The 23,434-nt window shown below is 61.8% G+C and carries 25 protein-coding genes; 8 read left to right on the forward strand and 17 right to left on the reverse strand.

Translation table 11 applies throughout. The features are described from left to right. Positions 1-170: 170 nt before the first annotated feature. From ccsB to ACNAOT_RS18535, 5 genes are read right to left on the reverse strand one after another with little or no spacing between them, the layout of a single operon-like run. On the reverse strand, positions 171-1,238 hold the full coding sequence (gene ccsB / locus ACNAOT_RS18515) for a c-type cytochrome biogenesis protein CcsB (protein ID WP_178995149.1): 1,068 nt from the start codon (positions 1,236-1,238) through the stop codon (positions 171-173). Then, positions 1,238-2,941, reverse strand: a complete 1,704-nt coding sequence (gene resB, locus ACNAOT_RS18520) for a cytochrome c biogenesis protein ResB (protein WP_420178917.1) — start codon at positions 2,939-2,941, stop codon at positions 1,238-1,240. Before resB ends, ccsB begins: the two co-directional genes overlap by 1 nt. After that, on the reverse strand, positions 2,941-3,696 hold the full coding sequence (locus ACNAOT_RS18525) for a cytochrome c biogenesis CcdA family protein (RefSeq protein WP_014922639.1): 756 nt from the start codon (positions 3,694-3,696) through the stop codon (positions 2,941-2,943). The genes resB and ACNAOT_RS18525 overlap by 1 nt, the downstream gene beginning before the upstream one ends. A 5-nt stretch (positions 3,697-3,701) precedes the next feature. After that, positions 3,702-4,307, reverse strand: coding sequence for a TlpA family protein disulfide reductase (locus tag ACNAOT_RS18530; RefSeq protein WP_091470491.1), 606 nt, complete (start codon positions 4,305-4,307; stop codon positions 3,702-3,704). Between the two features lie 4 nt (positions 4,308-4,311). Continuing rightward, complete coding sequence (locus tag ACNAOT_RS18535; RefSeq protein ID WP_178995153.1) at positions 4,312-4,977, reverse strand: histidine phosphatase family protein; 666 nt, start codon at positions 4,975-4,977, stop codon at positions 4,312-4,314. A 207-nt stretch (positions 4,978-5,184) separates the two neighbouring features. Here ACNAOT_RS18535 and ACNAOT_RS18540 point away from each other — a divergent pair, with 207 nt between their 5' ends. Both ACNAOT_RS18540 and ACNAOT_RS18545 read left to right on the forward strand, forming a co-directional pair. After that, entirely contained in the window at positions 5,185-5,736 is a 552-nt protein-coding gene (locus ACNAOT_RS18540; protein ID WP_054809213.1) for a YceI family protein, read from the forward strand. 166 nt (positions 5,737-5,902) lie between these two features. Then, the gene (locus ACNAOT_RS18545; protein WP_166660331.1) at positions 5,903-6,604 is read left to right on the forward strand and encodes a hypothetical protein; all 702 of its coding nucleotides are present in this window, start codon (positions 5,903-5,905) and stop codon (positions 6,602-6,604) included. A 60-nt stretch (positions 6,605-6,664) separates the two neighbouring features. Here the strand turns inward: ACNAOT_RS18545 and ACNAOT_RS18550 are convergent, their stop codons facing one another. After that, a complete protein-coding gene (locus tag ACNAOT_RS18550) occupies positions 6,665-6,868 on the reverse strand; it encodes a hypothetical protein (protein WP_420178918.1) in 204 nt (67 codons plus the stop codon). Between ACNAOT_RS18550 and ACNAOT_RS18555 the strand changes: the two genes are divergently transcribed. Then, positions 6,867-7,622, forward strand: coding sequence for a hypothetical protein (locus ACNAOT_RS18555; protein WP_420178919.1), 756 nt, complete (start codon positions 6,867-6,869; stop codon positions 7,620-7,622). The genes ACNAOT_RS18550 and ACNAOT_RS18555 overlap by 2 nt on opposite strands. Before the next feature lie 47 nt (positions 7,623-7,669). Here ACNAOT_RS18555 and ACNAOT_RS18560 read toward each other — a convergent pair whose 3' ends face one another. Together ACNAOT_RS18560 and ACNAOT_RS18565 are read right to left on the reverse strand one after the other, a co-directional pair. Next, entirely contained in the window at positions 7,670-8,377 is a 708-nt protein-coding gene (locus tag ACNAOT_RS18560) for a redox-sensing transcriptional repressor Rex (RefSeq protein WP_091470485.1), read from the reverse strand. A 75-nt stretch (positions 8,378-8,452) separates the two neighbouring features. Continuing rightward, complete coding sequence (locus tag ACNAOT_RS18565; protein WP_017199157.1) at positions 8,453-8,707, reverse strand: glutaredoxin family protein; 255 nt, start codon at positions 8,705-8,707, stop codon at positions 8,453-8,455. Positions 8,708-8,907: 200 nt separating this feature from the next. Here ACNAOT_RS18565 and ACNAOT_RS18570 point away from each other — a divergent pair, with 200 nt between their 5' ends. From ACNAOT_RS18570 to ACNAOT_RS18585, 4 genes are all read left to right on the forward strand, one after another. After that, positions 8,908-9,768 (forward strand): HAD family hydrolase, encoded by an 861-nt coding sequence (locus ACNAOT_RS18570; protein ID WP_420178920.1) that lies wholly within the window; start codon positions 8,908-8,910, stop codon positions 9,766-9,768. A gap of 563 nt (positions 9,769-10,331) precedes the next feature. Further along, on the forward strand, positions 10,332-10,910 hold the full coding sequence (locus tag ACNAOT_RS18575; protein WP_420178921.1) for an endonuclease domain-containing protein: 579 nt from the start codon (positions 10,332-10,334) through the stop codon (positions 10,908-10,910). 343 nt (positions 10,911-11,253) lie between these two features. After that, the gene (locus ACNAOT_RS18580) at positions 11,254-11,700 is read left to right on the forward strand and encodes a helix-turn-helix domain-containing protein (protein WP_420178922.1); all 447 of its coding nucleotides are present in this window, start codon (positions 11,254-11,256) and stop codon (positions 11,698-11,700) included. After that, positions 11,697-12,551, forward strand: a complete 855-nt coding sequence (locus tag ACNAOT_RS18585) for an IS3 family transposase (RefSeq protein ID WP_281453350.1) — start codon at positions 11,697-11,699, stop codon at positions 12,549-12,551. Before ACNAOT_RS18580 ends, ACNAOT_RS18585 begins: the two co-directional genes overlap by 4 nt. A gap of 119 nt (positions 12,552-12,670) precedes the next feature. Here ACNAOT_RS18585 and ACNAOT_RS18590 read toward each other — a convergent pair whose 3' ends face one another. The 4 genes from ACNAOT_RS18590 to ACNAOT_RS18605 form a co-directional block, all read right to left on the reverse strand. Beyond that, entirely contained in the window at positions 12,671-12,769 is a 99-nt protein-coding gene (locus tag ACNAOT_RS18590) for a 30S ribosomal protein bS22 (protein WP_003792170.1), read from the reverse strand. Positions 12,770-12,934: 165 nt separating this feature from the next. Next, entirely contained in the window at positions 12,935-13,147 is a 213-nt protein-coding gene (locus tag ACNAOT_RS18595) for a helix-turn-helix domain-containing protein (protein ID WP_017199160.1), read from the reverse strand. Positions 13,148-13,309: 162 nt separating this feature from the next. Further along, entirely contained in the window at positions 13,310-14,458 is a 1,149-nt protein-coding gene (locus ACNAOT_RS18600; protein WP_420178923.1) for a 3-deoxy-7-phosphoheptulonate synthase, read from the reverse strand. A gap of 220 nt (positions 14,459-14,678) precedes the next feature. After that, on the reverse strand, positions 14,679-15,698 hold the full coding sequence (locus tag ACNAOT_RS18605) for an acetylxylan esterase (protein WP_420178924.1): 1,020 nt from the start codon (positions 15,696-15,698) through the stop codon (positions 14,679-14,681). 262 nt (positions 15,699-15,960) lie between these two features. On the opposite strand from ACNAOT_RS18605, the gene ACNAOT_RS18610 reads away from it, so the two are divergent. Beyond that, positions 15,961-18,018, forward strand: coding sequence for a DUF6807 family protein (locus ACNAOT_RS18610; protein WP_420178925.1), 2,058 nt, complete (start codon positions 15,961-15,963; stop codon positions 18,016-18,018). 111 nt (positions 18,019-18,129) lie between these two features. On the opposite strand, the gene ACNAOT_RS18615 is transcribed toward ACNAOT_RS18610, so the two are convergent. Genes ACNAOT_RS18615 through ACNAOT_RS18635 form a run of 5 tightly spaced genes read right to left on the reverse strand, consistent with a single transcriptional unit; the run spans position 18,130 to position 23,314 of the window. Continuing rightward, positions 18,130-19,404: an MFS transporter gene (locus ACNAOT_RS18615; RefSeq protein WP_420178926.1), complete on the reverse strand. Its 1,275-nt coding sequence runs from the start codon at positions 19,402-19,404 to the stop codon at positions 18,130-18,132. Positions 19,405-19,441: 37 nt separating this feature from the next. After that, on the reverse strand, positions 19,442-20,083 hold the full coding sequence (locus ACNAOT_RS18620; protein WP_420181191.1) for a Poxvirus protein I5: 642 nt from the start codon (positions 20,081-20,083) through the stop codon (positions 19,442-19,444). A 21-nt stretch (positions 20,084-20,104) separates the two neighbouring features. Further along, positions 20,105-21,028, reverse strand: coding sequence for a carbohydrate ABC transporter permease (locus ACNAOT_RS18625; protein WP_091470471.1), 924 nt, complete (start codon positions 21,026-21,028; stop codon positions 20,105-20,107). Continuing rightward, complete coding sequence (locus tag ACNAOT_RS18630; RefSeq protein ID WP_091470469.1) at positions 21,025-21,978, reverse strand: carbohydrate ABC transporter permease; 954 nt, start codon at positions 21,976-21,978, stop codon at positions 21,025-21,027. The genes ACNAOT_RS18625 and ACNAOT_RS18630 overlap by 4 nt, the downstream gene beginning before the upstream one ends. A gap of 49 nt (positions 21,979-22,027) precedes the next feature. Further along, the gene (locus ACNAOT_RS18635) at positions 22,028-23,314 is read right to left on the reverse strand and encodes an ABC transporter substrate-binding protein (protein ID WP_420178927.1); all 1,287 of its coding nucleotides are present in this window, start codon (positions 23,312-23,314) and stop codon (positions 22,028-22,030) included. Positions 23,315-23,434 lie beyond the last annotated feature (120 nt).

The raw sequence follows: 23,434 nt of genomic DNA on the forward strand, positions 1-23,434 counted from the left end.
ACAAGCGGGTTCTGAACAAGTTAGCACCTGCCCCGGACGGGCAAAAGGCTTCGTAGCAACACCAAGTTGTCATGGTTGCTACACCAATTTGTCATATTCCAAGACCGCTATACGCACACAGGAGCGAAGCCCCTGCTCAGGTGGGGGTCCCGGTCATGGGGTTACGGAGCTTAGAGCCCGGAGTAGGAATGCAGGCCGTTGAAAACTGTATTCACGAGTGTGAAGTTGATGATGACGCAGGCGTAGCCAACGATCGACAACCACGCTGCACGGGTTCCGGTCCAACCACGGGTGGCCCGGGCGTGCAGGTAGCCCGCATAGACCACCCAGATCACGAAGGTCCAGACTTCCTTGGGATCCCAGCCCCAGAAGCGGCCCCAGGCCTTTTCAGCCCAGATCGCCCCGAACATGAGGGTGAACGTCCAACCGATGAAGGCGATGGCATTGATGCGGTAGGAGAGATTCTCCAGGCTCAGCGCGTTGGGAACCAGGCGCATGAAGCCCAGGTTGTCTTTGCGGCCGGCAGCAAGGTTCTTCTGACGGTAGGACTGCAGCAACTGCAGCACCGACATGGCGAACGTCAGTGTGAACAATGCAGAGGAGAGCACGGCGATGGAGACGTGAATGATCAACCAGTAGCTTTGCAGCGCCGGAACCAGGTGCCCAACCGGAGTCCAGAAAGCAGCCGAAGCAGCAACCAGCATGATGATGGCCAGGCCGATCACGAACGTGCCCAGGAAGCGCAGATCCCTGCGGATGAGAACTACCAGGAAGACAGCTACGGCAACGAAAGCACCCGTGGTGAGGAACTCGTACATGTTTCCCCACGGCACGCGGCCTGCACCAAATGCACGGGTAACCACACCGGCGCCGTGGATCAGCACACCCAACACCGTCAGCGCAACGGCCACGCGGGCAGGCGCGCGGCGTTCGCCCGCATACTTCATGTCGCCGGCGGCGGTGCCGCCCTCAACGGTGAGGCCCGACGTCGGACGCTCGGCACGTCCAGCCGGCCCACCGGCGTCGGGACCTCCCAAGCCTGCCGCGACGCGGCCTGCAGAAACCGTGACCTTCTCGCCGGCGGTGCTGGCCGCGGCCTTCAGGTCCACGGCGCGGAGCATCTTGCTGCTCTTCGCCAGGTCCCAGGCAAAGGCGATGAACGCCACGGTATACGTGCCGGCGGCCAACAGCATGAACAGCTCGCTGTACTGGCCCAGGGTTTCGTTGATGACGGGCATTACTGGTCCTTCGAGGTTGAGGAGGATCCTGCTGTTGTTGTAGCCGTGTCCGGCGCCTCGGGGATGTTCCATTCCCGGGCAAAGATCTCGCGGAGTGCTGCGGCTTCGCCGGCCAATCGGTGGTCTTCACCGCGCGCCAGCAGGCCGTACTCCACCATGGTGCGGCCGTCCGCGTGGGTTCCGGTGCGAACCCAGACGCGGCGGCGGTTGATGTACAGCGACATGACCAGGCCTGCGACTGCGAGGAAACCGAAGATCAGCGCATAGAGCTGGCCGGGGTTGTGGTGGATGTCCACCCCGATGTACTTCTTCACGCCATCGAACGTGATGCTCCCCTTGCCTTCGGGCAGGTTGACTGTGGCACCCGGACTCAGGGTGATACCGCCGGCAGGGAGGTCGCGTCCGTTGAGCTGCTGGAGGTCCTTGACGTCCAGCTCGAACACGTTTTGGGGCACACCCTTGTCCAGGCCGAGGTCACCGTAGAACGAGTTCAGGCTCAGCTGCGGGTTGATGAGTTCGGGGGCGCCGCTGAAGGAAATTCCGTCCTCGGTGACGAAGGCCGTGGGCAGGAAGAAGCCAACAAAGCCCAGCTGTTCCGGCTTGGCGTCCGGGACCTTGATGACCACTGAGGAGTAGTAGTTGTCGCCCTGGACCTTGGCAGTTACGGGACCTTGGAAAGCGACGTTGCCCTCACCGTCCCGGACCGTGATCAGGGGTGCATAGCCGTTTCCGGTCAGGTAGAGGCTGGTATTCCCGAGGGAAACGGGGTCGTTGACCTTGAGGGTTTCCTTCTTGCCCGGAGAGTCCGGGGTTTCCTTGGTGGTCACTTCGGCGGTGTAGTCGATGGGCTGGCCGGCTTTGCCCGGCGATTCGCGGTCGAACCTGGCCTCGAACTTGTCCAGTTGCATCGAGTACGGCTGGAGCGAACTGCTCTGGAAGTTGGTGCCCGGCGTGAATTGGTCGTAGCCCACCAGGGTGTTGACGAAGGTATCGCCTTCCACCAGGATCCGCTGGCCGCTGTACCCGTACAAGCCACCAATGGCCACGGACACCAGCACCCCGATCAAGGAGGTGTGGAACACCAGGTTGCCCACTTCCTTCAGGAAGCCGCGCTCGGCACCCAAGGACGGCAGGGCGCCGTCGACATCCCTGACCTCCACCCGATAGCCGCGTTTCTTCAGCAGCCCGGCGGCATCGTTGATGGCTTTCGACGCCGGGATCCCGGCGTCGGCGGGCAAGGCCAGAGTGCCGTATTCCGGCAGGCGCGAAAGGCGTTTGGGGGTGCGCGGCGGCTGCGACTTCATGGCCTTGTAATGGGCGATGGCACGCGGAGTGACGCAGCCGATCAACGAGATGAACAGCAGGATGTAGATGGCCGAGAACCAGGCCGACGAGTAGACGTCGTAGAGCTGCAGGGCGTCGAGAAGCTCGCCGTAGGAAGGGTTGTCCTTGATGTACTGCGTGACCACTGAAGGATTGGCCGGCCGCTGCGGGAACAGGGAACCCGGCACAGCGCCAACGGCAAGCAGGAGGAGCAGGAAGAGGGCCGTGCGCATGCTGGTCAGCTGGGTCCAGGACCACCGGAGCATGCCCTTGAAACCCAGCGCGGGCAGGGCTGCCTCGGACTTGGCCTGCTGGAGTTTTCCGTCCGCTGTGTTTTCAGCGGCTGGTGACTTCTTCTTGGCTTTCACGGACTCGCTCATCAGATTGGCAACTTCACATCGTTTTGGAACCAGTACTGCAACTCGGTCACCCAGGTTCCCCACACACCGGTGGCCATCAGGATGCCGAGCAAAATCAGGATGCCTCCGCCGATCCGCTGGATGGCCAGCCGGTGCTTGCGGAAGAAGGACATCACTCCCATGCCCCGGCGCACGGCCAAGGCAATAAGGAGAAACGGAATGCCAAGGCCAAGGCTGTAAACGAACGCCAGGAGGGCGCCCTTGGCCGCCGATGAACCGCCGGACAAGCTCAGCAACTGTACCGCGGAGTACGTCGGACCAATGCAGGGCGCCCAGCCCAGCCCGAACGTCAGTCCCAGCAGGGGCGCGCCCCACAAGCCCGCCGGAGGTTTTGCGTGGATCTTGGCATCACGCTGCAACCAGCCGAAGCCGCCCATGAACACCACACCCATGATGATCACCAGGATGCCCAACAGCTGCGTGATCCAGGCGTTTTGGGGACCGGTCAGCAACGTACCCAGCTGCCCGAAGGCGCCGCCCAGCAGAACGAAAATCACCGAAAAGCCCAGGACGAACAACCCGATGCCGGCCAGCATGCGGCCCCGCCGCTGCTTTTGGAGGTCGACGCCGGTCAGTCCCGTGACGTAGCCAAGGTACCCCGGGACCAGCGGCAACACGCATGGCGAAAGGAACGAGACCAGCCCGGCCAGCAGTGCCACTGGCACAGCCAGCAGCAGTGATCCGTTGAGGATCGTCTCGGCAAAAGGACTGTTCATGGGTGCTACTCGGCCACTGCAGAGGTGATGAGGGCTTTCAGGGTGCTCTTCTCGATCTCGCCGAGGACGCGTGAGGCAACCTTGCCCTCCTTGTCCAGGACCAACGTTGTGGGAACTGCACCCGGAGGCACAATGCCGGACACGGACAGCAGCACTGCCCCATCCTTGTCATTGAAGCTCGGGTAGGTGATGTTGAAGGTCTTGTCGAAGGCCTCGGCGGTGGCTTGTTCGTCGCGCAGGTTGACGCCGAAGAACTGTACGCCCTGATCTTTGAAGTCCAAGTGCAGGGCTTCAAGCTGGGGGGCTTCGATGCGGCACGGAGCGCACGCGGCAAACCAGAAGTTCAGGACAGTGACTTTGCCCAGCAGATCCTCCGGCTTTACCGTCTGTCCGTTAAAGAGAGTGCCTTTGAGCGCGACGGGTGCGGCACGGTCCGCCTTGGCGAACTCCGTCACCGAACCATCACCTGCCACGTAGTTCTTGTTGTCGCCTGCCTTGGCTTGCTTGGCCAGGGAGTCTTCCTGAGCACACGCGGACAGGCCCATGGTCAGTCCTGCGAGGAGGACACCACCGGCGGTCAGCACTCCGCGGCGCGAAAGATTGTTGTCCATGCTTCTACGCTCCCGGGGTGCTCGCCGCGCCGGGAAGCAGGACGGCAGCGGGCTCGGTGTACTCAACGCGCACGATCTTGCCGTCGTCGTCGAGTGTTAGGGACGTCAACGACGTGAGGGTGCATTCGCGCTTACGGGGATCATGCGCCAGGCGGCGGCCCTCGGCAGTCAACCGGGTGGACCAAATGGGAAGTTGGTGGCTGACCAGAATGGCTTCGGCGCCGTCGCCGCCAAGTTCGATGGCCTTCACACGTGCGTCTTCAACCGCGGCCAGCACGCGGGCTGCCTGCTCCTTGTAGGGCTCACCCCATGAAGGGCGCAACGGATTCCGGAAGTAGATCCAGTGCTTGGGCTTCAGGAACTCGCTCTTGGTGGGGTGGAGTCCCTCGAAGTGGTTCTCTGCTTCGATAATGCGCGGCTCGGTGGTGATCTCCAGGTTCAGTGCCTCGGCCGTGGGCATGGCCGTTTCCTGGGCGCGCGTGAGCGGCGAGGCTACCAAATGAACAATCTTGGCGCCCTGGTTGACGCGGGCCGTGAAGTGGTCCGCCAGCATCCGAGCCATCTCCCGGCCACGTTCGGAGAGGTGGAATTCCGGCAGCCGGCCATAGAGGACGGCGTCGGGATTGTGGACCTCGCCATGGCGAAGCAGATGGACAGTTGCTTGGGGCATGTTTACCAGTTTCTCAAAGAAGCGGGGCGATCCGAAATCTTCTACCGCTAGTAGAACTCAAAGTTTTCCCGAAATGTTCCACGGAGTTGGAATAAAAGATGCATATGCATGTTTATACTGGATACGAAGCTCGGTTGACGCTTCAAGCAATGAGCTCGACCAGGCAAGCAAGCAGTACCTACCACTCGATATAGGAGCAACACCATGATGACTCTCCCCGCTTCCGTCACCACCGGCACCTGGGCCCTCGACGCCTCCCACAGCGAGATCGGCTTCACCGTCCGCCACGCAGGCATCAGCAAGGTCCGCGGCCAGTTCAAGGATGCTGCTGCCACCCTGGAAGTTGGCGAAACGCTGACCGATTCCAAGGTCACCGCCACCATCCAGACCGCCAGCTTCGACTCCGGAGACGTCAACCGCGACGGCCACGTCAAGGGCGAAGACTTCTTCGATGTGGAGAAGTTCCCGGAAATCACCTTCGTGTCCCGCCACGTCAAGGCCAACGGCAACAGCTTTGACCTCGTGGGCGATCTCACAATCAAGGGCGTGACCAAGGAAGTTTCCATCGAGACCGAATTCAACGGTGTGGCCGTGGATCCGTTCGGCAACACCCGCGCCGGCGTTTCCGGCGAAACCACCATCAGCCGCAAGGACTTCGGCCTCACGTGGAACGCCGTCCTCGAAGCCGGCGGCGTCCTGGTCAGCGACAAGGTAGTCATCAACCTCGAGCTCGCCTTCATTGCACCGGCTGCGGCGTAGCCCGCACGCCTCAGCAAACGGCGCCCTGCACAGTTCACGCTGTGAGGGGCGCCGTTTCGCGTAAAGGGAAGTCACCCCGCAATTGTTCGGCAAACAGCCTGTATTTAGCTGCGCGTTAGCTCCGAATTTCCTATGCATCCTTCAACCTGCGGTCTAAAGTGATGCCATGAGTACCCCAGACGAAACACCACAGCCACAGCAGCCCGGCTCCCAGCCTCCGCAGCCCGGCAATGTTCCTCCTGCGGGTCACCAGCCTCCGCAGGGCTACCAACCGCCCCAGGGTTACCAACCCCCGCAGGGCTACCAGCCGCCGTCGCAACCGGGGCAATACTCACAGCCCGGACCAGGCCAGCCTGCCCCCGGACAGTCCGGTTTCCACTTCGAAATGCCCACTGACGGACCGCGTAGCTTCAACGACGTCATGCCTCAAGGCGGCTTCTCGGGAATGTTCAAAACCCAGGGCCTGCCGACGGAGCTGAAAGTTTCCTACTTCATTTGGGTGATCTCGGGACTCCTGGGCCTGCTGTTTGGCCTCATCGCTTTCTTTGCCGTGATCGCTGCCTTCGCGTTCGCTCCGGCATTCGCCGCCATCGCCATGATCCTCCTCCTGCTCACTTTGGCGGTCGCCGCCGCCCAAGTGATCCTGGCCATGAAGATGAAGGAAGGTAAAGAGTGGGCACGCCTCGCCTTGACCATCCTGGCCGGCGTTTCCTTGCTACTGGCCATTTTCGGAGCGGTAAATGGTGGCGGCTCCGGGATGGGCCTGGGCGGCAACTGGTTCGGTTTCCTGGTGAGCGCAGTCGCCGTTGTCTTGATGTGGCTGCCCAATGCGCAGCTCTGGTTCAAGACTGTGAAGGGCCACGCTTAGCACTGACTCAACTGCCGTCGTCGTGCGATATCGGCGGTAGAGCGAGACTGAAGGCCGCGGTCAGATCCTTTCGGATCCCGCGGCCTTCATCATGAAGGCGTAAGCCGAGATGATGATTTTTCCATTGAGCTTGAAATACCTGCGTGTGATCATCTGCAGTGTCGGACGCTGGAGGTACGGTGGTACCAGAACCACGCTGGGGGCAGGGTCATTTTGCTGATCCCGGCGGCCGCACCAGCAGTCGAACAAGCAAAGGAATGCCATGAGCAACCCTCCGTACCCGCCCTCAAATCCGGGCGACGACAACAAGCCCGAGCAGCACGGCGCCCAGCCTTCCGCGCCGCAGCCTCCGGCACCCCAGTACGGTCAGCCCGCCGCGCCGCAGTACGGGCAGCAGTCCCCCGCCGCACCCCAGTACGGGCAGCAGTCCCCCGCCGCACCCCAGTACGGGCAGCAGTCTTCCCCGTATGGTCAGGCTCCCGGAGCTCCGCAGTATGGCCAGGGAAACAACTGGCCGAGCCAGCAGCCCGGTCCCACCACCATCCCTCCAATGGTGAACTACGCGTTCTGGATGATCATTGCGGCCGGCATCCTGTCTGCCATCAGCTCACTGCTCCTGGCCACCACCGGAGCCGATTCCTTCATCAACGTGATGAACCAGCAGGCCGCACAGCAGGGCACTGAGTTCCCCGCGGAATCAATTGAGGGGATGCGCGGTGCTATCGCAGTGGGCGCCATTGTCGGTGCCATCTTCTCATTGGGACTTTACGCGCTGGTCGCCTTCCCCGTCCGGAAGGGCAAGAACTGGGCCCGGATCCTGGGCACCGTGTTCGCTGCCATCTCTGTTCTAGGCCTCACCGGACTGTTCCAGTTCGGCGCAACCTACGGCATCATGCAGCTCATCGTGATCCTGCTGGGCGTTGCAGCGATCGTCATGCTGTACCTGCCGGCGTCGGCTCCGTACTTCCGTAAGGCCCAGCCTTTCGGAAACCCGTACCAGAACCCCTACGGTCGCTAAACCCTCACGTTTCCAAGCATTAAACGCGGGCGCGGACCCGGAAAAGGCTAAACAGCCTGGCCCGGTGTCTGCGCCCGTTGTGCGTGGTAGGCCAAGATCTGGAGTTCGGTTGCCATATCCACCTTGCGGAGGTTGACGTGCGGGGGGACCTGCAGGAGCACCGGGGCGAAGCTCAGGATGCTCCGGATTCCGGCAGCAATGACGCGGTCGCAGACAGCCTGGGCCACGGTCGCAGGCAACGCCAGCACCACCATGTTGGTATGGGTCCGTTCCAGGACGCGCTCCAGCTCGGCCGAATCACTCACCCGCAACCAGCCCACTTCGTTGCCGATCACCATGGGGTCCGCGTCAAAGATGGCCACAACGTCGAAGCCCCGGGACTCGAAGCCGCCATACCGCGCAAGGGCTTTGCCGAGGTTACCGGCACCCACAATCGCGACCTTCCAGTCGTGGGTCAGGCCGAGTGCGGCGGCTATGTGCCGGCTCAAGTACTGGACTTCATAGCCAACGCCCCGGGTCCCGTACGAGCCGACGTAGGAGAGGTCTTTGCGGAGCGTGGATGAACTGACGCCTGATGCCTCCGCCAACGCTTCCGAGGAAACGCGTTCCACACCTTCGGCCAAGAGAGAGTTGAGCGCGCGCAAATAGAGAGTCATCCGGGCCACAGCCGCGGGCGGGATCTGCTTGGTGGCAGGTTCGTTTTCCCCGGTTGTTGCGTCCGGGGACGGTTCCAGCGCAGTCACGGTATTCTCCATTGCGTCGCTTTGTTGTTCCACTCTATGACCCTCGGCGGGACTCAACAAAAGCCATTACCTGCGGGTAACCCCACCTCAGCCTTCCAGGACTTTCTTCAGTGTGCGGGTGAGCCGTTCCTCATCGATCTTCCAAAAATCCCGCTGGATGCCGTCAACCAGCACCACAGGAATTTCCTCTGCGAAGCGCTCCTGGAGTTGGGGGTCGCCGTCGATCTTCTGCTCGGTCCACTGCACGCCAAGGCTTTTCGTGACGCGCTCGACGGCGGCGCGCGCTTCCGTGCAGAGGTGGCAGTCAGCTTTGGTCAGAAGTACGACGTCGGGAATAGCCATGTCTCAAAGGTAACCGCCCCAACGCTCGCTCACACCCCACCCCCTTCCCACCAACGCTCGCTCACACCCCACCCCCTTCCCGCCAACGCTCGCTCACACCCCAACCCCTTCCCGCCAACGCTCGCTCACACCCCAACCCCTTCGGCGACTCCGCCTGTGCGCCCTCAACGCAGTTCCCGGCGATTGACTAGACTCAAGGCATGCCCGAGGAGAAGAACGCCGCCGTGGTCGCAGATGCCTTGGTGCAAAACACCGCGCAGAGGGACGCGGCAAAACAGGATCACGTGCGGAAGCACGCTGGCGAAGCCGCCTTCTTCGACGTCGACAATACGTTGATGAAGGGTGCAAGCCTCTTCCACGTGGCGCGCAAAATGTACGAACGCAAAGCGTTCACACTTTCCCAGGCCGCCGGATTCGCTTGGAAGCAGTTCAAGTTCGTCATGCGCGGCGAAAACATGGAAGACGTCCACTCTGTACGCGACTCCGCGCTGACCCTTGCTGCCGGCATCACTGTTGATGACATCAAGGCCTTGGGCGAAGAGGTCTATGACGAAATGATCGAGTCACGGATCTGGCCGGGAACCAAGGCGCTGGCAGAACAGCACCTTCGGGTCGGCCGGAAGGTGTGGCTCGTGACGGCTACGCCCATTGAGGTGGCCACTGTCATTTCCACCCGGCTCGGCCTAACCGGCGCCTTGGGCACAGTGGGTGAGGTGGACGAAGGTGTGTACACGGGGAAGCTCGTGGGGGACATCCTCCACGGACCTGCCAAGGCGATCGCGGTCCAACTCGTTGCCGATCGCGAGGGATTGGATCTGGACCATTGCTGGGCCTACAGCGACTCCGCCAACGACATTCCTTTGCTCACCATGGTGGGTCACCCCGTGGTGATCAACCCCGATGCGAAGCTTCGGCGGCACGCTCGTGAGAATAATTGGCCCGTTTACGATTTCCGCTCCGGACGCCGCGCGGCCACGCTCGGCCTCAAAGCCGCGACCGTCGGCGGAGCTGTGTATGGGCTGTGGCGCGGGTTCTCAAAGTTCCGTGGTCCCCGCATTTAACGCTCTCTCACATCCCTCGCGCTCAAACCCGTCCCTCTCTCACATCCCTCGCGCATAAACCCAACGCTCTCTCACATCCCTCGCGCTTAAACCCGTCCCTCTCTCACATCCTGCGTGGACCTCGATCAGCCTGTGGATAACTTCCGACGGCTCAAGGGTTTCTGGGCAAGAATGCCGGTATGCAGAAAGCCGCGCCACTTCCTCCCCGACTGACCGCCGCACCCTTCACCCTCGACGAGGCCGAGGCTGCAGGCCTAAAACGGTCGCGCTTATGGAATCGCGCCAAAATCGACGGGGTCAGCCGTGGCGTTTATCGGCCTTCCGATTGGGATTTCGAGCTGTCGGCGGCTGCAAGATCGCTGTCAGCTGCAACTCCCGGGGCATGGATTTCCCATGTAACCGCTGCCCGGATTCATGGCACATTTCTCCCACCCTGGTTATCAGATTCCAACGAATTGCACCTCAGTAAGCCCAGGCATCTCCCCTCAGTGCGGCGTAAGGGAGTGATCGGACATACGGTAGTAGCCTCCGCGGATGAGATCGAGTACGTACAAGGCATCTGGATGAGCACTCGGTCGCGGACCTGGTTGGATCTCGCACGACGCCTGCCGCTTCCCGACCTCGTCTGCATGGGCGACCAGCTCATTCGCACTCCCAGGCCGGAGTTCGAAGAACGCGAGACTGCTTTCACCACGCTTGAAGCTCTTCGCGATTTGGTGGGCCGACACAAGAATCTGCAGGGCGTTGTTCGGGCAAGAGAAGCACTCGACCTCATGCGGGTGGGCGCCGATTCCGCACCCGAGTCGCTGCTCCGCTTGGCGATGTTGGACGCGGGAATTCCCGAACCGGAACTGCAGGTGCAGCTCCGACAGAATGATCCGTTCTCCCCGTCCGCGGACCTGGGCTTTCGTGCTCGGCGAGTGGCCCTCCAGTACGACGGCGGTCATCACCACGAGCGGGAACAAATATTCAGCGATCGGCGGCGCGACAAAGCATTCGAAGCAGCAGGCTGGACGGTCCTCAAATTTGGCAAGAACGACTTGGCAGACAACTTTTCGGCAGCCACGCAGAAGATCAAAAGCGCTCTGCGATCAGCATGGCAGGATCCCGCGGTCAGTGCGGGCTTTTCCCGAGGGACGTGAAAGAGCATCCCCACCAAACCCGAGGGACATGAAAGAGCATCCCCACCAAACCCGAGGGACATGAAAGAGCATCCCCACCAAACCCGAGGGACGTGAGAGAGCATCCCCACCAAACCCGAAGTGAACTGCTCCCCTGAAGTTGGACTGAGATTTTCAGTTCCGATTTGAGGGGAGCAGTTTTTTGAGTTCGCGTAGTTCTTTGTCTGTGGTGCAGCGCGTGTCGGCTGTAGCGTGTTTTGAGAGGGGTCTTGGGTATCGGACGACTGCACGGTACCTAGATGCGCCCCCTGTGCCGGTGAGGTCGTTGTATGGGCTTTGGAGGATTCATGGGCGAGGAGCGCTGGTGACAAAGACACCGAAGTCATACTCTTTCGAGGTCAAACTGGCGTTGGTGCAGCGGTTCCTTGCGGGCGAAACCGGCTCTGAGCTGGCCGTTGAAGCGGGCCTGTCTTCGCGTCAACTGTTGCAGACATGGGTCAGGGCTTATCGATTGGAGGGCGAGGACGGTTTGCGGTCTAAATCGAAAGGCAGGTCGGCTAAAGGGCAGGGTGCGCCTTCCCTGAAGTCCGGGACCACGCCATCCGCGAGGTCCGAGGCCTTGCCTTCGGTGAGGTCCAAGGCTGTGCCGCCAGGGAAGTCCGAGACCGCGCCTCCGGTGAAGTCCAGGGCCACGTTACGGGCTGAGGAAAGCTCGGAACTTGAGCAACTGCGTCGGGAGAATGAGCTGTTACGGGCTGAGGTGGCCTACTTGGGAAAATTGCGGGCCTTGAGGGCTCAGGAACGACGGTGAAGGTTCAAGCCCTCGTTGCCCTCAAGGCTGATTACCCGCTCCCGGTTCTGCTGCAGGTCGCGGGCCTGGCACGCTCGACGTTCTTCTATCATCAGGCCCGGCTCCTGTCCCCGGACCCGAAGGAAGCTCTCAAGACTGCCATCACAACGATCTTCACGACCAACCACGGCCGTTACGGACATCGCCGCATCCACACCGAGCTGGTGAAGCAAGGATGGACGGTGGCGAAGAAGACCGTGCTGAAACTGATGCGCGCCCTGGCCCTGCGCTGCAAGGTCCGGCGGCGGAAACGCTACAACTCCTACCAAGGCGAGCAGGGTGTGATTGCACCGAACCTGCTGAACCGGGAGTTCGACGCAGATGCCCCGAACCAGAAGTGGGTCACTGACGTCACCGAGTTCCGCGTCGGGGACCGGAAGCTCTACCTTTCACCCGTCATGGACCTTTTCGACCGGCAAATCATCTCCTATTCCATCGGTAACTCCCCGAACCTGGAACTGGCCAACGCCTCGCTGCGTCAGGCCATCACCTGCCTGGAACCGGGTCAAAAACCGTTGGTGCACTCGGACCAAGGCTTCCAATACCAGCACCTGTTCTGGCGCCAGCTACTCAGCGAAGCCGGCGCCACCCAGTCAATGTCCCGCAAGGGCAACTGCTACGACAACGCGGTCATGGAGAACTTCTTCGGACACCTCAAAGAAGAACTCTTCCACCACGTCCGGTTCCTCAGCACCGACGCCCTGGCAACAGCACTGCACGAGTACATCCACTGGTACAACAACGAAAGGATCTCCACCAAACTCGACGGTCAGAGCCCGGTCCAATACCGGACCCAGACCCTCGCAGCCTAAAATCCCAATTAGCCAGTCCAACAATCGGGGACCAGTTCAAAGGACATGAGAGAGCGTTGGGATGCAAAAATGCCCGCCACCTCGAGAGGCAACGGGCATTCACGCTTGATGAAGTATCTCTACTTCTTATTGCGGCGCTGGTGGCGAGTCTTACGAAGCAGCTTGCGGTGCTTCTTCTTGGCCATACGCTTGCGGCGCTTCTTAATAACTGAACCCACGAAAGTTCCTTACAAACTAGAAGTTCCTGTCTGTTGGAACAGATCCGCGGAAGCAGACAAGTACAACTGACAGATTCTTACATTGACGTAAAACGTTCCTTAACAGAGTACCGCTTCAAAGGGGCACCCTATGACCACGGTCCGCGGGACGGACTCATGAAACCCTCAGGCGGTCTCGGATTGCCCGTCCACTACGGCACCTTTAAGGTACTGGGCGACGGCCTCTTCAGGAACCCGGAAGGAACGGCCGAACCTTACGGCGGGCATTTCCCCTGAGTGGACCAGGCGATACACGGTCATTTTGGAAACACGCAGGACATCGGCCACCTCGGCCACCGTCATGAAACGCGCATTCGAGAAGTTAGTCTCCGCGGACATTTCCCATATTCCTTTGCTCTCAGACAGTAGGACACCCCCAGTGGAACGGTGTGCCGATGCTGAGCCATCAAACAACCATGTGCTAGATACTCTAGAGGCTGATGGTGCCAATGTGAAAGAGCTTCCAGTAACTTGGGGACAACCTCCACCCGGCGCCCGGATCTACGCCGCAACCACCGCACGACGCTTCCGTGCCGACGCTGCGAGCTGCTCCAACACAGAGGCCGTGACATCCCATTCCATGCAGGCATCCGTGACGCTCTGGCCGTAAACAAGCTCCTGCTCCCCCGCGAGCTGCTTGGCCACATCCAGGTTCTGCGCGCCTCCCATCAGGAAGCTCTCCAGCATGACGCCGGCAATCGGCGAGGTTTCCCCCGCTTCGAGCTGCGCCCCGATTTCCAGTGCAACCTCGGCCTGCCGGTGATGGCTCTTGCCACTGTTGGCGTGGCTGGCATCCACGATCAAGCGCGGGTTCAGCCCCTTCGCTGCAAGCTTGGATGACGCAGCTGCCACATCGGCAGCGGAGTAGTTGGGACCCTTGCGTCCGCCGCGGAGGATCACGTGGGTGTCAGGGTTGCCTGAGGTCGCTACGAGAGCCGCGCGGCCGTCGTCGTCGATTCCCAGGAAGGCCTGCTCAGCGGCGGAGGCACCGCAAGCGTCAATGGCCACCTGGAGATCGCCGTCGGTTCCGTTCTTGAAGCCGATAGGCATGGACAGCCCGGATGCGAGCTGGCGATGGATCTGGCTCTCCGTGGTGCGGGCGCCGATCGCGCCCCAGGAGACGAGGTCAGCCATGTACTGCGGGCTGATGGGCTCCAGGAATTCGGTGGCAGTGGGCAAACCCAATGCGGTGACCTGCTTCAGGAATCCGCGGGCTGCGCGCAGGCCCGCGGCGATGTCGTGGCTGCCGTCCAGGTGGGGATCGTTGATGAGCCCCTTCCAGCCAACAGTGGTGCGCGGCTTTTCGAAGTAGGTCCGCATGACGATCAGCAGGTCTTCTTTGTGCTTCTCGGCCTGGCTGACCAACCGGCGGGCGTATTCGAGACCAGCCTTGGGATCGTGGATGGAGCACGGGCCAACGATCACCAGGAGGCGATCGTCCACGCCGTCCATGATGGCGCGGACCTGGTCGCGGCCACGGTCGACGACGGCAGCCGAGCGGCCGTCGAGCGGCAACTCGGCGATGAGGTCCTGCGGGGCGGGAAGCGGCTCGAATCGGGCAACCCGCAGATTGGAGGTAGCGGGCTGAGCAGCGGCTCCGGATTCAGCGGAGTCGAGCGATGCGGTGGGTTCTGCGGCGATGCTGGTCATTTCTGGGTCCTGTTCCGGGATGCGGAGCGGGCCCCTTTTCAGAACCCGCCGGATATGGCGAAGGGCAGAGAATAATCTCTGCCCTGTTGGCTCTGAAGGAAAGTTGGATGCGTGTCAGTTAGACGCGGGCCCCTCCAGAGCCAACGAAAAATACGCATACCAACGCTTAGTCATAGCCACACCATAACTGCGGTTCTTCACAGCAGGCAAATCGCGCCCATCAAGATGACAGCAGTTTGCGCAGGAACTGCAACTGCTTGATCCAGTGGTGCTCCTGCCCGCCCTCGTGGTTGTTGAAACGGTAGACCTCAATGTCCTTCTCAGGCGCACCGCCGTGTCCTCGTGAGCCGGTGCCGTAGCTGTTGAAGCTGGCGAACACCGTTGACGGAGGGCAGATATCGTCCATCTGCGCAGCGGAGAACAGCGCCGGGACCGTGGCCGCGCGGCCGAGGTGGACGCCGTCGAAGTAGTTCAGCACGGCCAGCATGGGCTCGTACTTTTCGCGGTGCCGCCCCAAAAATCCCGCGATCTCGGGGTACGGGCCACGGGGAGTGATGTCGATCGCGCGGGGGAAGTCCTGCAGGAACGGGACGTCGGGCAGCGCGGCGATAACGCCGTCGAGCCTTCCGGCCGTCAGCCCGGCAGCAGCAACAGTGATGCCGCCACCCTGGCTGACGCCGGTCAGCACCACCTTGGAAGGGTCGACGGCGGGATGGTTCTGTGCCGCTTCTACCGCGCGGAAGGCGTCCACGTAGACCCGACGGAAGTAGTAGTTGTCCTGGTGATCGGCACCCCGGGTCATGAGTCCGGCGTAGTTGATGCCACCGGCGGACGGGTGCGGATCCGGAGTGTCGCCGGCAACGCCACCGTAGCCTTGTCCGCGCGTGTCCATGATGAAGTGCACGTAGCCTGCCTGCGCCCACCGGGTGTTCTGGTTGACCAGGCCCCTGCCACCGGAGTAGCCGATGTACTCCACAACCACGGGAAGCTGCTCCCCTGGCTCGAGCTGCGCGGGTACGTGTAGCCAGCCCTTGATGCGGTCTCCCCCAAAGCCGGAGAAAGTGACATCAAACGTGTTGATCACACTGAGGTAGTTGTCCACCGGCTCAAATACCGCATCAAGCGGGAGTGCGCGGGCATCTGCGATGGTGCGGTCCCAGAACTCCTCGAAGTCGCCTGGTGGCGTTGCTGTGGAGGTGTAGGTGCGGAGCTGATCTAGGGGAATGTCAAAGAGGGGCATGGTCCATTCCGGTTCAGGTGGGTCTGACTGGGCAGATTCAGGCTGGGGGCTGTTGCGTCCACTAGAGGACATCCTACGTCATCTGAATCCAACAATTTGTAGCTGCTTGAATCGTTACATTTTGAGGGTGATCGAGCTAAACTGAACATAGCCAATCGCGGGAAAGCGCTTGCTGAGGTGTAGCCTAATCCCGCCCCAACACTTTTGTGAAGACCTAGGCGACGGCGTCACGCGCCATCGTTGCCGCCAGCCGAGGAGAGCCATGGACACCCAGTCCGCCAGTAGTCCAACAACGTTCGGGACTCGCGCTGCCACCGGGACCGCCCCTGCCAGGATCGCCCTCGTGGGAGTTCACGGTTTCGGTACGCACCATTTACGGAACCTCGAACGGCTCAGCGACCAGGGCAAGGTGGACCTTGTTGCCGTGGCCGACCCCAATCCCCCGGCACCCGGAGATCTGCCAGCGACAACAGCCGTCCATACGAACCTGGACGAGCTGCTGGCCGGCGAGCATCGTCCGGATGTCATCATCGTGGCAACCCCCATTCAGACACATGCTCCGTTAGCCCTATCTGTGCTCGCCTCTCAGGCGGATCTGTATCTGGAGAAGCCCCCGGTTGCCTCCATGGGCGACTTCCTCCGTCTCCAGGAAGCGGCGGGACAGGCTGGCCGAAGTGTCCAAATCGGTTTCCAAAGCCTCGGATCCCACGCCCTCGCGGCCTTGGAAAAGTTGGCCGGCGGTGAAGCCACGGAAGCGCTGCCAAGCATCGGCAACCTGAAGGGCATCTCTGCGACGGGCCGTTGGGTCCGGGATCGTGCCTACTACAAGCGCTCCCGATGGGCAGGCAAACGCAGCCTCGACGGCGTGGATGTGGTTGATGGCGTCGCCACCAATCCGTTGGCCCACGCAATCGCCACGGCGCTCCGCATCGCCGGAGCGCGGGAAGCGAAAGACCTCGCGACTGTGGAAACGGACCTTTACCGCGCGAACGATATCGAAGCGGATGACACCTCCGTGATCCGCTTGCGCACCATTGGCGGTTTGCCCATCACGTGCGCCCTCACCCTCTGCGCCACCGAATCCGTGGAACCCTACGTCACACTCCACGGAACGGAAGGTTCGGCGGTATTCCACTACACAGAAGACCGCGTAACAGTCCACACGGAGGCGGGCGAAACCTCTCACACCTTCGGACGGGACGACCTCACGGAGAACCTTCTCCAGCACCTGTCCAAGGGCACGCCGCTGCTAAGCCCCCTCGATCACAGCGGCGCGTTCATGCGGGTTTTGGAAGCTATCCGCACAGCCGAGGCACCCGCGTTGATTCCCGGGGAATACGTCGAATGGGTAGGAACGGGCGAGCAAGCCCACGCGGTGATCCCGAACATCGAGGACATCCTGGAACGCGCCACCCGATCCCATGCCACCTTCTCCGAACTGGGGCTTCCTTGGGCGCGGCCGACCACCGCAGGCGCCGAAGCACTCTTCTCCCCCGACGCCACCCCGACCGACGCCGCTGCACTTCCCACCGCAGTCCTCCGCTCTGGAAGCAACCTCGAGCCCGGCCTCTCCCCGCGGCCTTACTTGCACCCGGTGTCCACACCAGCCGGCATCGTGGTCACGGACCACCTGCCCTCGGACCATGTGTGGCACCTCGGTGCGGGCTTCGCACTGCAGGACGTCAACGGGACCAACTTCTGGGGCGGTCGCAGCTACCGCAGGACGGCCGGAAAATACGTGGATTTGAAGGACCACGGCAGGATCGAGATAGCGAGTGTCGCCCGGGAAGAAGACGCCACCACGCTTGACCTCAACTGGCTCGCATCCGACGGCAGCCTCGTCCTCAACGAACGGCGCTCCCTGAGCCGCAAGCTCCTGGATGCGCGCACATGGCGACTCGAGATCGAGACCCGGCTCACCGCCGTCGTGGATGTTTCCCTGGGCAGTCCCGGCTCCCATGGCGCGGCCGGGAGCGGTTACGGCGGCTTCTTCTGGCGTCTTCCAGTCAATGCTTCCTCGCGCGTCTTCTCCTCCACAGCCGAGGGCGAGCCTTCTGTTCACGGTTCCGTAGCGCCGTGGCTGGCTTGGGCGGGAAAGTTCGACGGCGGCCCTGCCACTCTGGTGTTTGGCGCACCTTCGGAGTCGGCGGACCCGTGGTTCGTCCGGTGCAGCGACTACCCGGCGGTGGGTTCTGCCTTGGCATGGGATGCCGCGGTGGAACTGGCGGCAGGGGATTCCCTCACCCGTACCAACACTGTGTGGATCAGCGACGGAATCTTGGATGTAGCGGAGATCGAGGGCTTGGTTTCAGGCAGATGAGTGCTCGCTGACGCGTTGTGAGGCCCGCCCTGCATGGTATTTGCCATGAATAGCCTGCAGAACGGGCCCCGCAACGCGAAGGCACGGTGTTCGGCAATTACCGGCGGCCCGCTAGGCGCGGCGGCGGGTCGAAAAGCGCCAGAGCAGGAAGCCAATCACGGCCGCGGACAGCATGCCCAACGCTCCCGTGACCACAAGCCCCGTGCGGACGCCGAAGTCCTCCGTGAGCCACCCGGCCAGCAAGCCACCCAAGGCATGGCCACCCAGCAGAAGCGGGAAGTACAGCGCCAGGACCCTGCCGCGCACGCTTGCCCCGGCCTCGAGCTGTACCGCAGTGGCTGCGCTCGTGAGGAACACCAGGGTCATGAAGCCCACGATTATGAGCATCACCACAAACCACTCCTGCGTGGGCATCAAGGCAGCGAGCGCTTGCGTCAGGCCGAAGAGCCCTGCACTGGCCACGATCCCCTTCCGCCCAAAGCGCTTAATCCGTGTTGCCACCAAGGCCCCTGCAAGAGCTCCCAGAGCGCTGACGGTGTTGAAGAGCCCAAAGCCGGCCGGTCCGCTATGCCACACTCCGTCCGCGAACGCCGCGAGAACAACCGGCCCGTTCATGCCGAAGGCACCCAATAAGCCCGCGAGCAGCATGGTCAACAGCAGGGGTGGGCGCGCTCGAACGAAGCGAAAACCCGCGAGGATCTGGCCTTTCCGGGCAGTGGGACCAGGCGCTTCCAAAGAATGGTGCAGCTCCCCCGGCCTGATGGACGCGATCATGACCAAGACAGATACGCCTATCAAAGCGTTGGCAGCGAAGGCCGCCGCCGGACCCGCTTGGGCAATGACCACGCCTGCCAGCGCAGGGCCAGCCATGGCTCCCAGCTGGCCTATTGCACTGTTCAGCCCGATGGCGGCGGGCAATCCTTGGTCGCCCACCACTTCGTTGACGAAAACTTGCCGCGCCGGTCCATCGATGGCGCTGGTGATGCCCAAGGCAATACAGGACGCATAGACCACCCAGACATCCGTGCCACCCATCGCATTCCACACGGCAAGGCCGGCAGCCAGCAGCGCGGCAACGGACTGGCAGACCAGGAGGATGCGCCGCTTGGGGAAGAGGTCCACCAGCACGCCGCTGATGGGTCCCACCACCAGCATGGGCAGGAACTGCAGTGCAACGGCGAGGCCTACTGCGGCCGGACTGCCCGTTAGCTGTAGCACCAGCCAGTCCTGAGCAAGACGCTGCATCCAGACGCCGCCACTCCCCACAAGGGAGAGGGTGACGAAGATCCGGTAGTTGTGGTGCCTCAGCGGGTAATGCCAGCTTTCCGTGGAACGGGCTCGCGGTGCAGTGGATTTGGGGCGCGGTGGGAACGGGCGCGGCGACACGGAGGGTTCTGCTCGATTCAGCGGGTTGGGTCGGATCTCAACGATGGGAGCGGATTTTGATCGCAGCTGCGGCAAGGACCAGTGTCCCGGGAACGATGACGAACAGAGCCTGCAGCATCCAAACGAAGACGACAGTCATGAAAACTGCAGCAAGCAATAGCAGCGAACCTGTCCAGTCCCGCAATCCATCAGCCTTGGCCTGCGAGTGGGCAAGCGCCCATCGCTCCGGGCCGGGAACGTCGGCGGGTTGCTGGTCAGCATCGCCACTCCAGTTGACGCCACCGCTCCAATTGGCAGCGATCCGCAGGAAGAGCACTGCGCCTGCTGCAGCCAAAATCAGCGTAGCGGGCAGGATCACCGCCCGGCCGGGCAGTTGACCCACCAGGGCGAGCAACAGGTTAAGGACGATAACGACGGCGGCTACCGCCGTCGTGATTCCCATCTTCCAGCTGCCGGGAAGCGCGCGGCGGAAATTCCCCCACAGGCTCCGGAGGGAATCGTCCCTTCCGCTGAGGTGCCTTTCCAGGTGCGCGACGCCGGCCGCATAGGCAGCCGGCGCCGTCACCAAGGGGACGGAGAGGAGGAGCACGATGACTCCCGCCAGGATGGTCTCGGCGAAGAGGGCAAAGCGGTTTACCGGAATCCCGGGGTTTCCCGAAGCTTTGCCTGTCGCGTTCATGGTGCTCATTCTCTGTTGTCCTTAGCCCTTGAGGCCCTGCGTCGAAACGCCTTCGACGATGTAGCGCTGGAACACCAGGAAAAAGACCAGCACAGGCAGGAGCGCCAGGACGGACATGGCGATCATGGCACCGTAGTCCGAAGACTGCGTCTGGTCTACGAAGAGCCGCAGCGCGAGCGGGAGCGGGTATTTTTCGGGGGTGTTGAGGTAGAGCAGCGGGCCGAGGAAGTCGTTCCAGCTCCAGATGAAGGAGAAAATGGAGGTGGAAATCAGGGCCGGCTTCATCAGTGGGAGCATGATGGATCCGAAGATCCGCACGTGTCCGGCGCCGTCGATGCGGGCTGCTTCGTCGAGTTCGGCCGGGAGGCCGCGCATGAACTGGACCATGAGGAAGACGAAGAACGCATCCGCGGCAAGGAACTTGCCGATCAGCAGCGGCACGTAGGTATCCACCAGGCCAAGCTGCTGGAACACGATGTACTGCGGAATGATCACCACGTGGAACGGCAGGAGCAAGGTGGCGATCATCATGCCGAAGAACAGGCCTCTGCCGGGGAAGTTGATCCGGGCGAAGGCGTAGGCGGAAATGGACGCCGAGAGGACGGTTCCCACCACGGCGCCGACGGCCAGGATCAGCGAGTTGGTAAAGAACGTCAGCGTGGAGACGCCGCCGATTCCTTCCATGGCCGTAACGAAGTTGTCGAAGCTGAAGTTGTTCGACCACAACGCGTTGTTGGCGCCGCCAATCTCGGAGTTCGGTTTGAAGGACGCGGAGATCATCCAGATGGCCGGGTAGAGGACCATCGCCACCAGTCCCAAGGCAACAATGTGGAAGATTGTGCTCTTGATGCGCTTGGCCGTGGTGGACTCGGACTTCGGGTTGTACACCGGTGCCGCTGATGGTTTCGTGGGAGCGGGCTGGGTGGGTGTTGCCATGGTTGTCATTTCGAATCACCGCTGTAGTGGACCCAGGACTTGGAGGTCTTGAAGAAGATCAGCGTGATGACGCCGACCACGATCACCAGGAGCCAGGCCATTGCCGAGGCGTAGCCCATCCGGAAGTCGCTGAAACCGCGCAAGTACAGGTAGAGGGTGTAGAAGAGGGTGGAACCTGCCGGGCCGCCTTCACCGTTGGAGATGATGTAGGCCGAGGCGAAGATCTGGAATGCGTGGATGGTTTCCATCAGCAGGTTGAAGAAGATCACCGGGGAAAGCATGGGCCAGGTGATGTTCATGAACTTCCGCACTGGACCGGCACCGTCCATCGAGGCTGCTTCATAGAGGTCCGCCGGAATCTGCTTGAGGCCAGCTAGGAAGATCACCATGGGGGCACCGAACTGCCAAACGGTCAGCAGGATCATCATGGGCATGGTCATGGAAGGGTTGCCCACCCAACCACCGAGGTTGATCCCGAAGAACGACAAGCCCTGGTCCACGGGGCCGGCGTCACCGAACATCGCCTTCCAGACAATGGCGATGGACACGGACGCGCCGATCAAGGACGGTGCGTAGAACGCGGACCGGTAGAAGCCCTGGCCCTTGCGCTTGCTGTTGAGCAACATGGCAATCGCCAAAGCGGCGGCGAGTTTCAGCGGGGTACCGAAGATGACGTAGTTCAGGGTCACGCCCACCGACTGCAGGAAACGCTCGTCCTGGAAGAGGGTGGTGTAGTTGTCCAGGCCGATCCACTTGGGAGCTTCGAAGAGGTTGTAGTTGGTGAAGGAGAGGTACAGCGAGGAAATCATCGGGCCTACGGTCAGGGCGATGAATCCGAGCAGCCAGGGCAACAGGAAGGTGTAGCCGGCGCGGGCATCCGCGCCCCGCCGCCGCGACTTGCGCGGCTGCGGGGAGGCGGACGACGACGAGCGCCTGCTCAGGGTTGGGCTTTGAGTCACGAGATCAGTCCGTCAGTCGGGAAAGCCTGGATCAGACGCATGGGTCTGATCAGGCGTTCTGCTTGATGAGGTCTTCGGCTTCCTTGAACCAGGCATCGGCTGCACCGTCCAGGGTCAGCTTGCCGTAGTTCAGTTCGGAACTGACCCGCTTGAAGGAGGCTTCAAGCGTGCCGAAACCGACGATGGGGGGCTCGGGGGCGTCCTTGAGGTACTTCTCGATGGACTTCTCGTAGTCCACCACCAGCTTGTCCGTGCCCTCGAAGGTGGTGCCGTCGCGCTGGGTCTTCGACGCCGGTACACCGCGGGAGGTCTTGAAGATCTGGCCAACCTCGGGATCGTTGACCATGAAGTCGATGAAACGGGCAGCAGCATCCTTGTACTTGGTCTTGGCGCTGGCAACCATGAGCATGGAGGGCTTGAGGAACAGGCCCAGATTGTCCGGATCGTCAGACGGGACCGGCACCAGCTTGAGTTCCTTGGCACCGCTGTCGCCCAGGTAGCCGGCCATGAAGTTGTCCCACGTGACTTCACTGGCAGTGACGTTGGAACCCATGGCGGACTTGGGGGCGAGCTGGGTGACCCGCTCTTCAGGAACGAGTGCGGGGGTGCCGCGAAGCTCGGCGGTAGTGTTCCACCACTTCTTGAGGTCGTCCTTGGTGAAGCCCAGCTTGCCATCGTCCGTGAATGCCTGGATGTTGTTCTGGCGCAGCCAGATGTTGAACATCCACCACACCCCGGTGTAGTCAGTGCCGCCGTAGAACGCTCCGTTGCCCTTCTGTCCTACCTCGAGCATGAATTCGTTGAACTCTTTGTAGGTCCACTGTCCATCCGGCTCGGCGATGCCCAGGCTCTGGAGCTTGGCGGGATCGTAGTAAACCGCGAAGGCGTTCGTGCTGGTGGGGATGCCGTAGGTCTTGCCCCGGATCTGCCCCGAGGGGAGCAGAGACTTATCGAAGGCTTCCGTGTTGATTTTCACGGTGCCCAGATCAAGAAGCTGGTTCCGCTGGCCGTAGTCGCGCAGGTAGGAAAGGTCCCACTGCATGACGTCCGGCAGGCCGCCGCCGGCAGCTTCGGTAGCGCGCTTTTGCCAATATCCAGCGAAGTCTGTGAAGTTTCCATTCACCTTGATATCCGGGTTCTTGGACTCGAACAAGGCAATCGCCTTGCGGGTACGCTCCGCCCGGTCGTCGTTGCCCCACCAGGTGTAGTTGATGGTGACGGGGTTCTCCGCGGAGCCCGTCTGTCCCGCGGATGAGGACGGGCCACAAGCAGAGAGGAACGCGGCAGATGCAGTGCCGAGAGCCACCGTGGTGAGGAATTTCCTTCTATCGATCATGAGAGCCTCCTTGCTCAGTTGGTGCAAGCATCCAAGTTCTCTACAACGTGGCAGTGATCTCGCTTACACTCGTTCTGAATCGATACAATATCCCTAATCGCGAATCTGGGCAAGCGTTTT

This window comes from Paenarthrobacter sp. TA1.8 (assembly GCF_048595705.1).
Classification (GTDB): Bacteria; Actinomycetota; Actinomycetes; order Actinomycetales; family Micrococcaceae; genus Arthrobacter; species Arthrobacter nitroguajacolicus.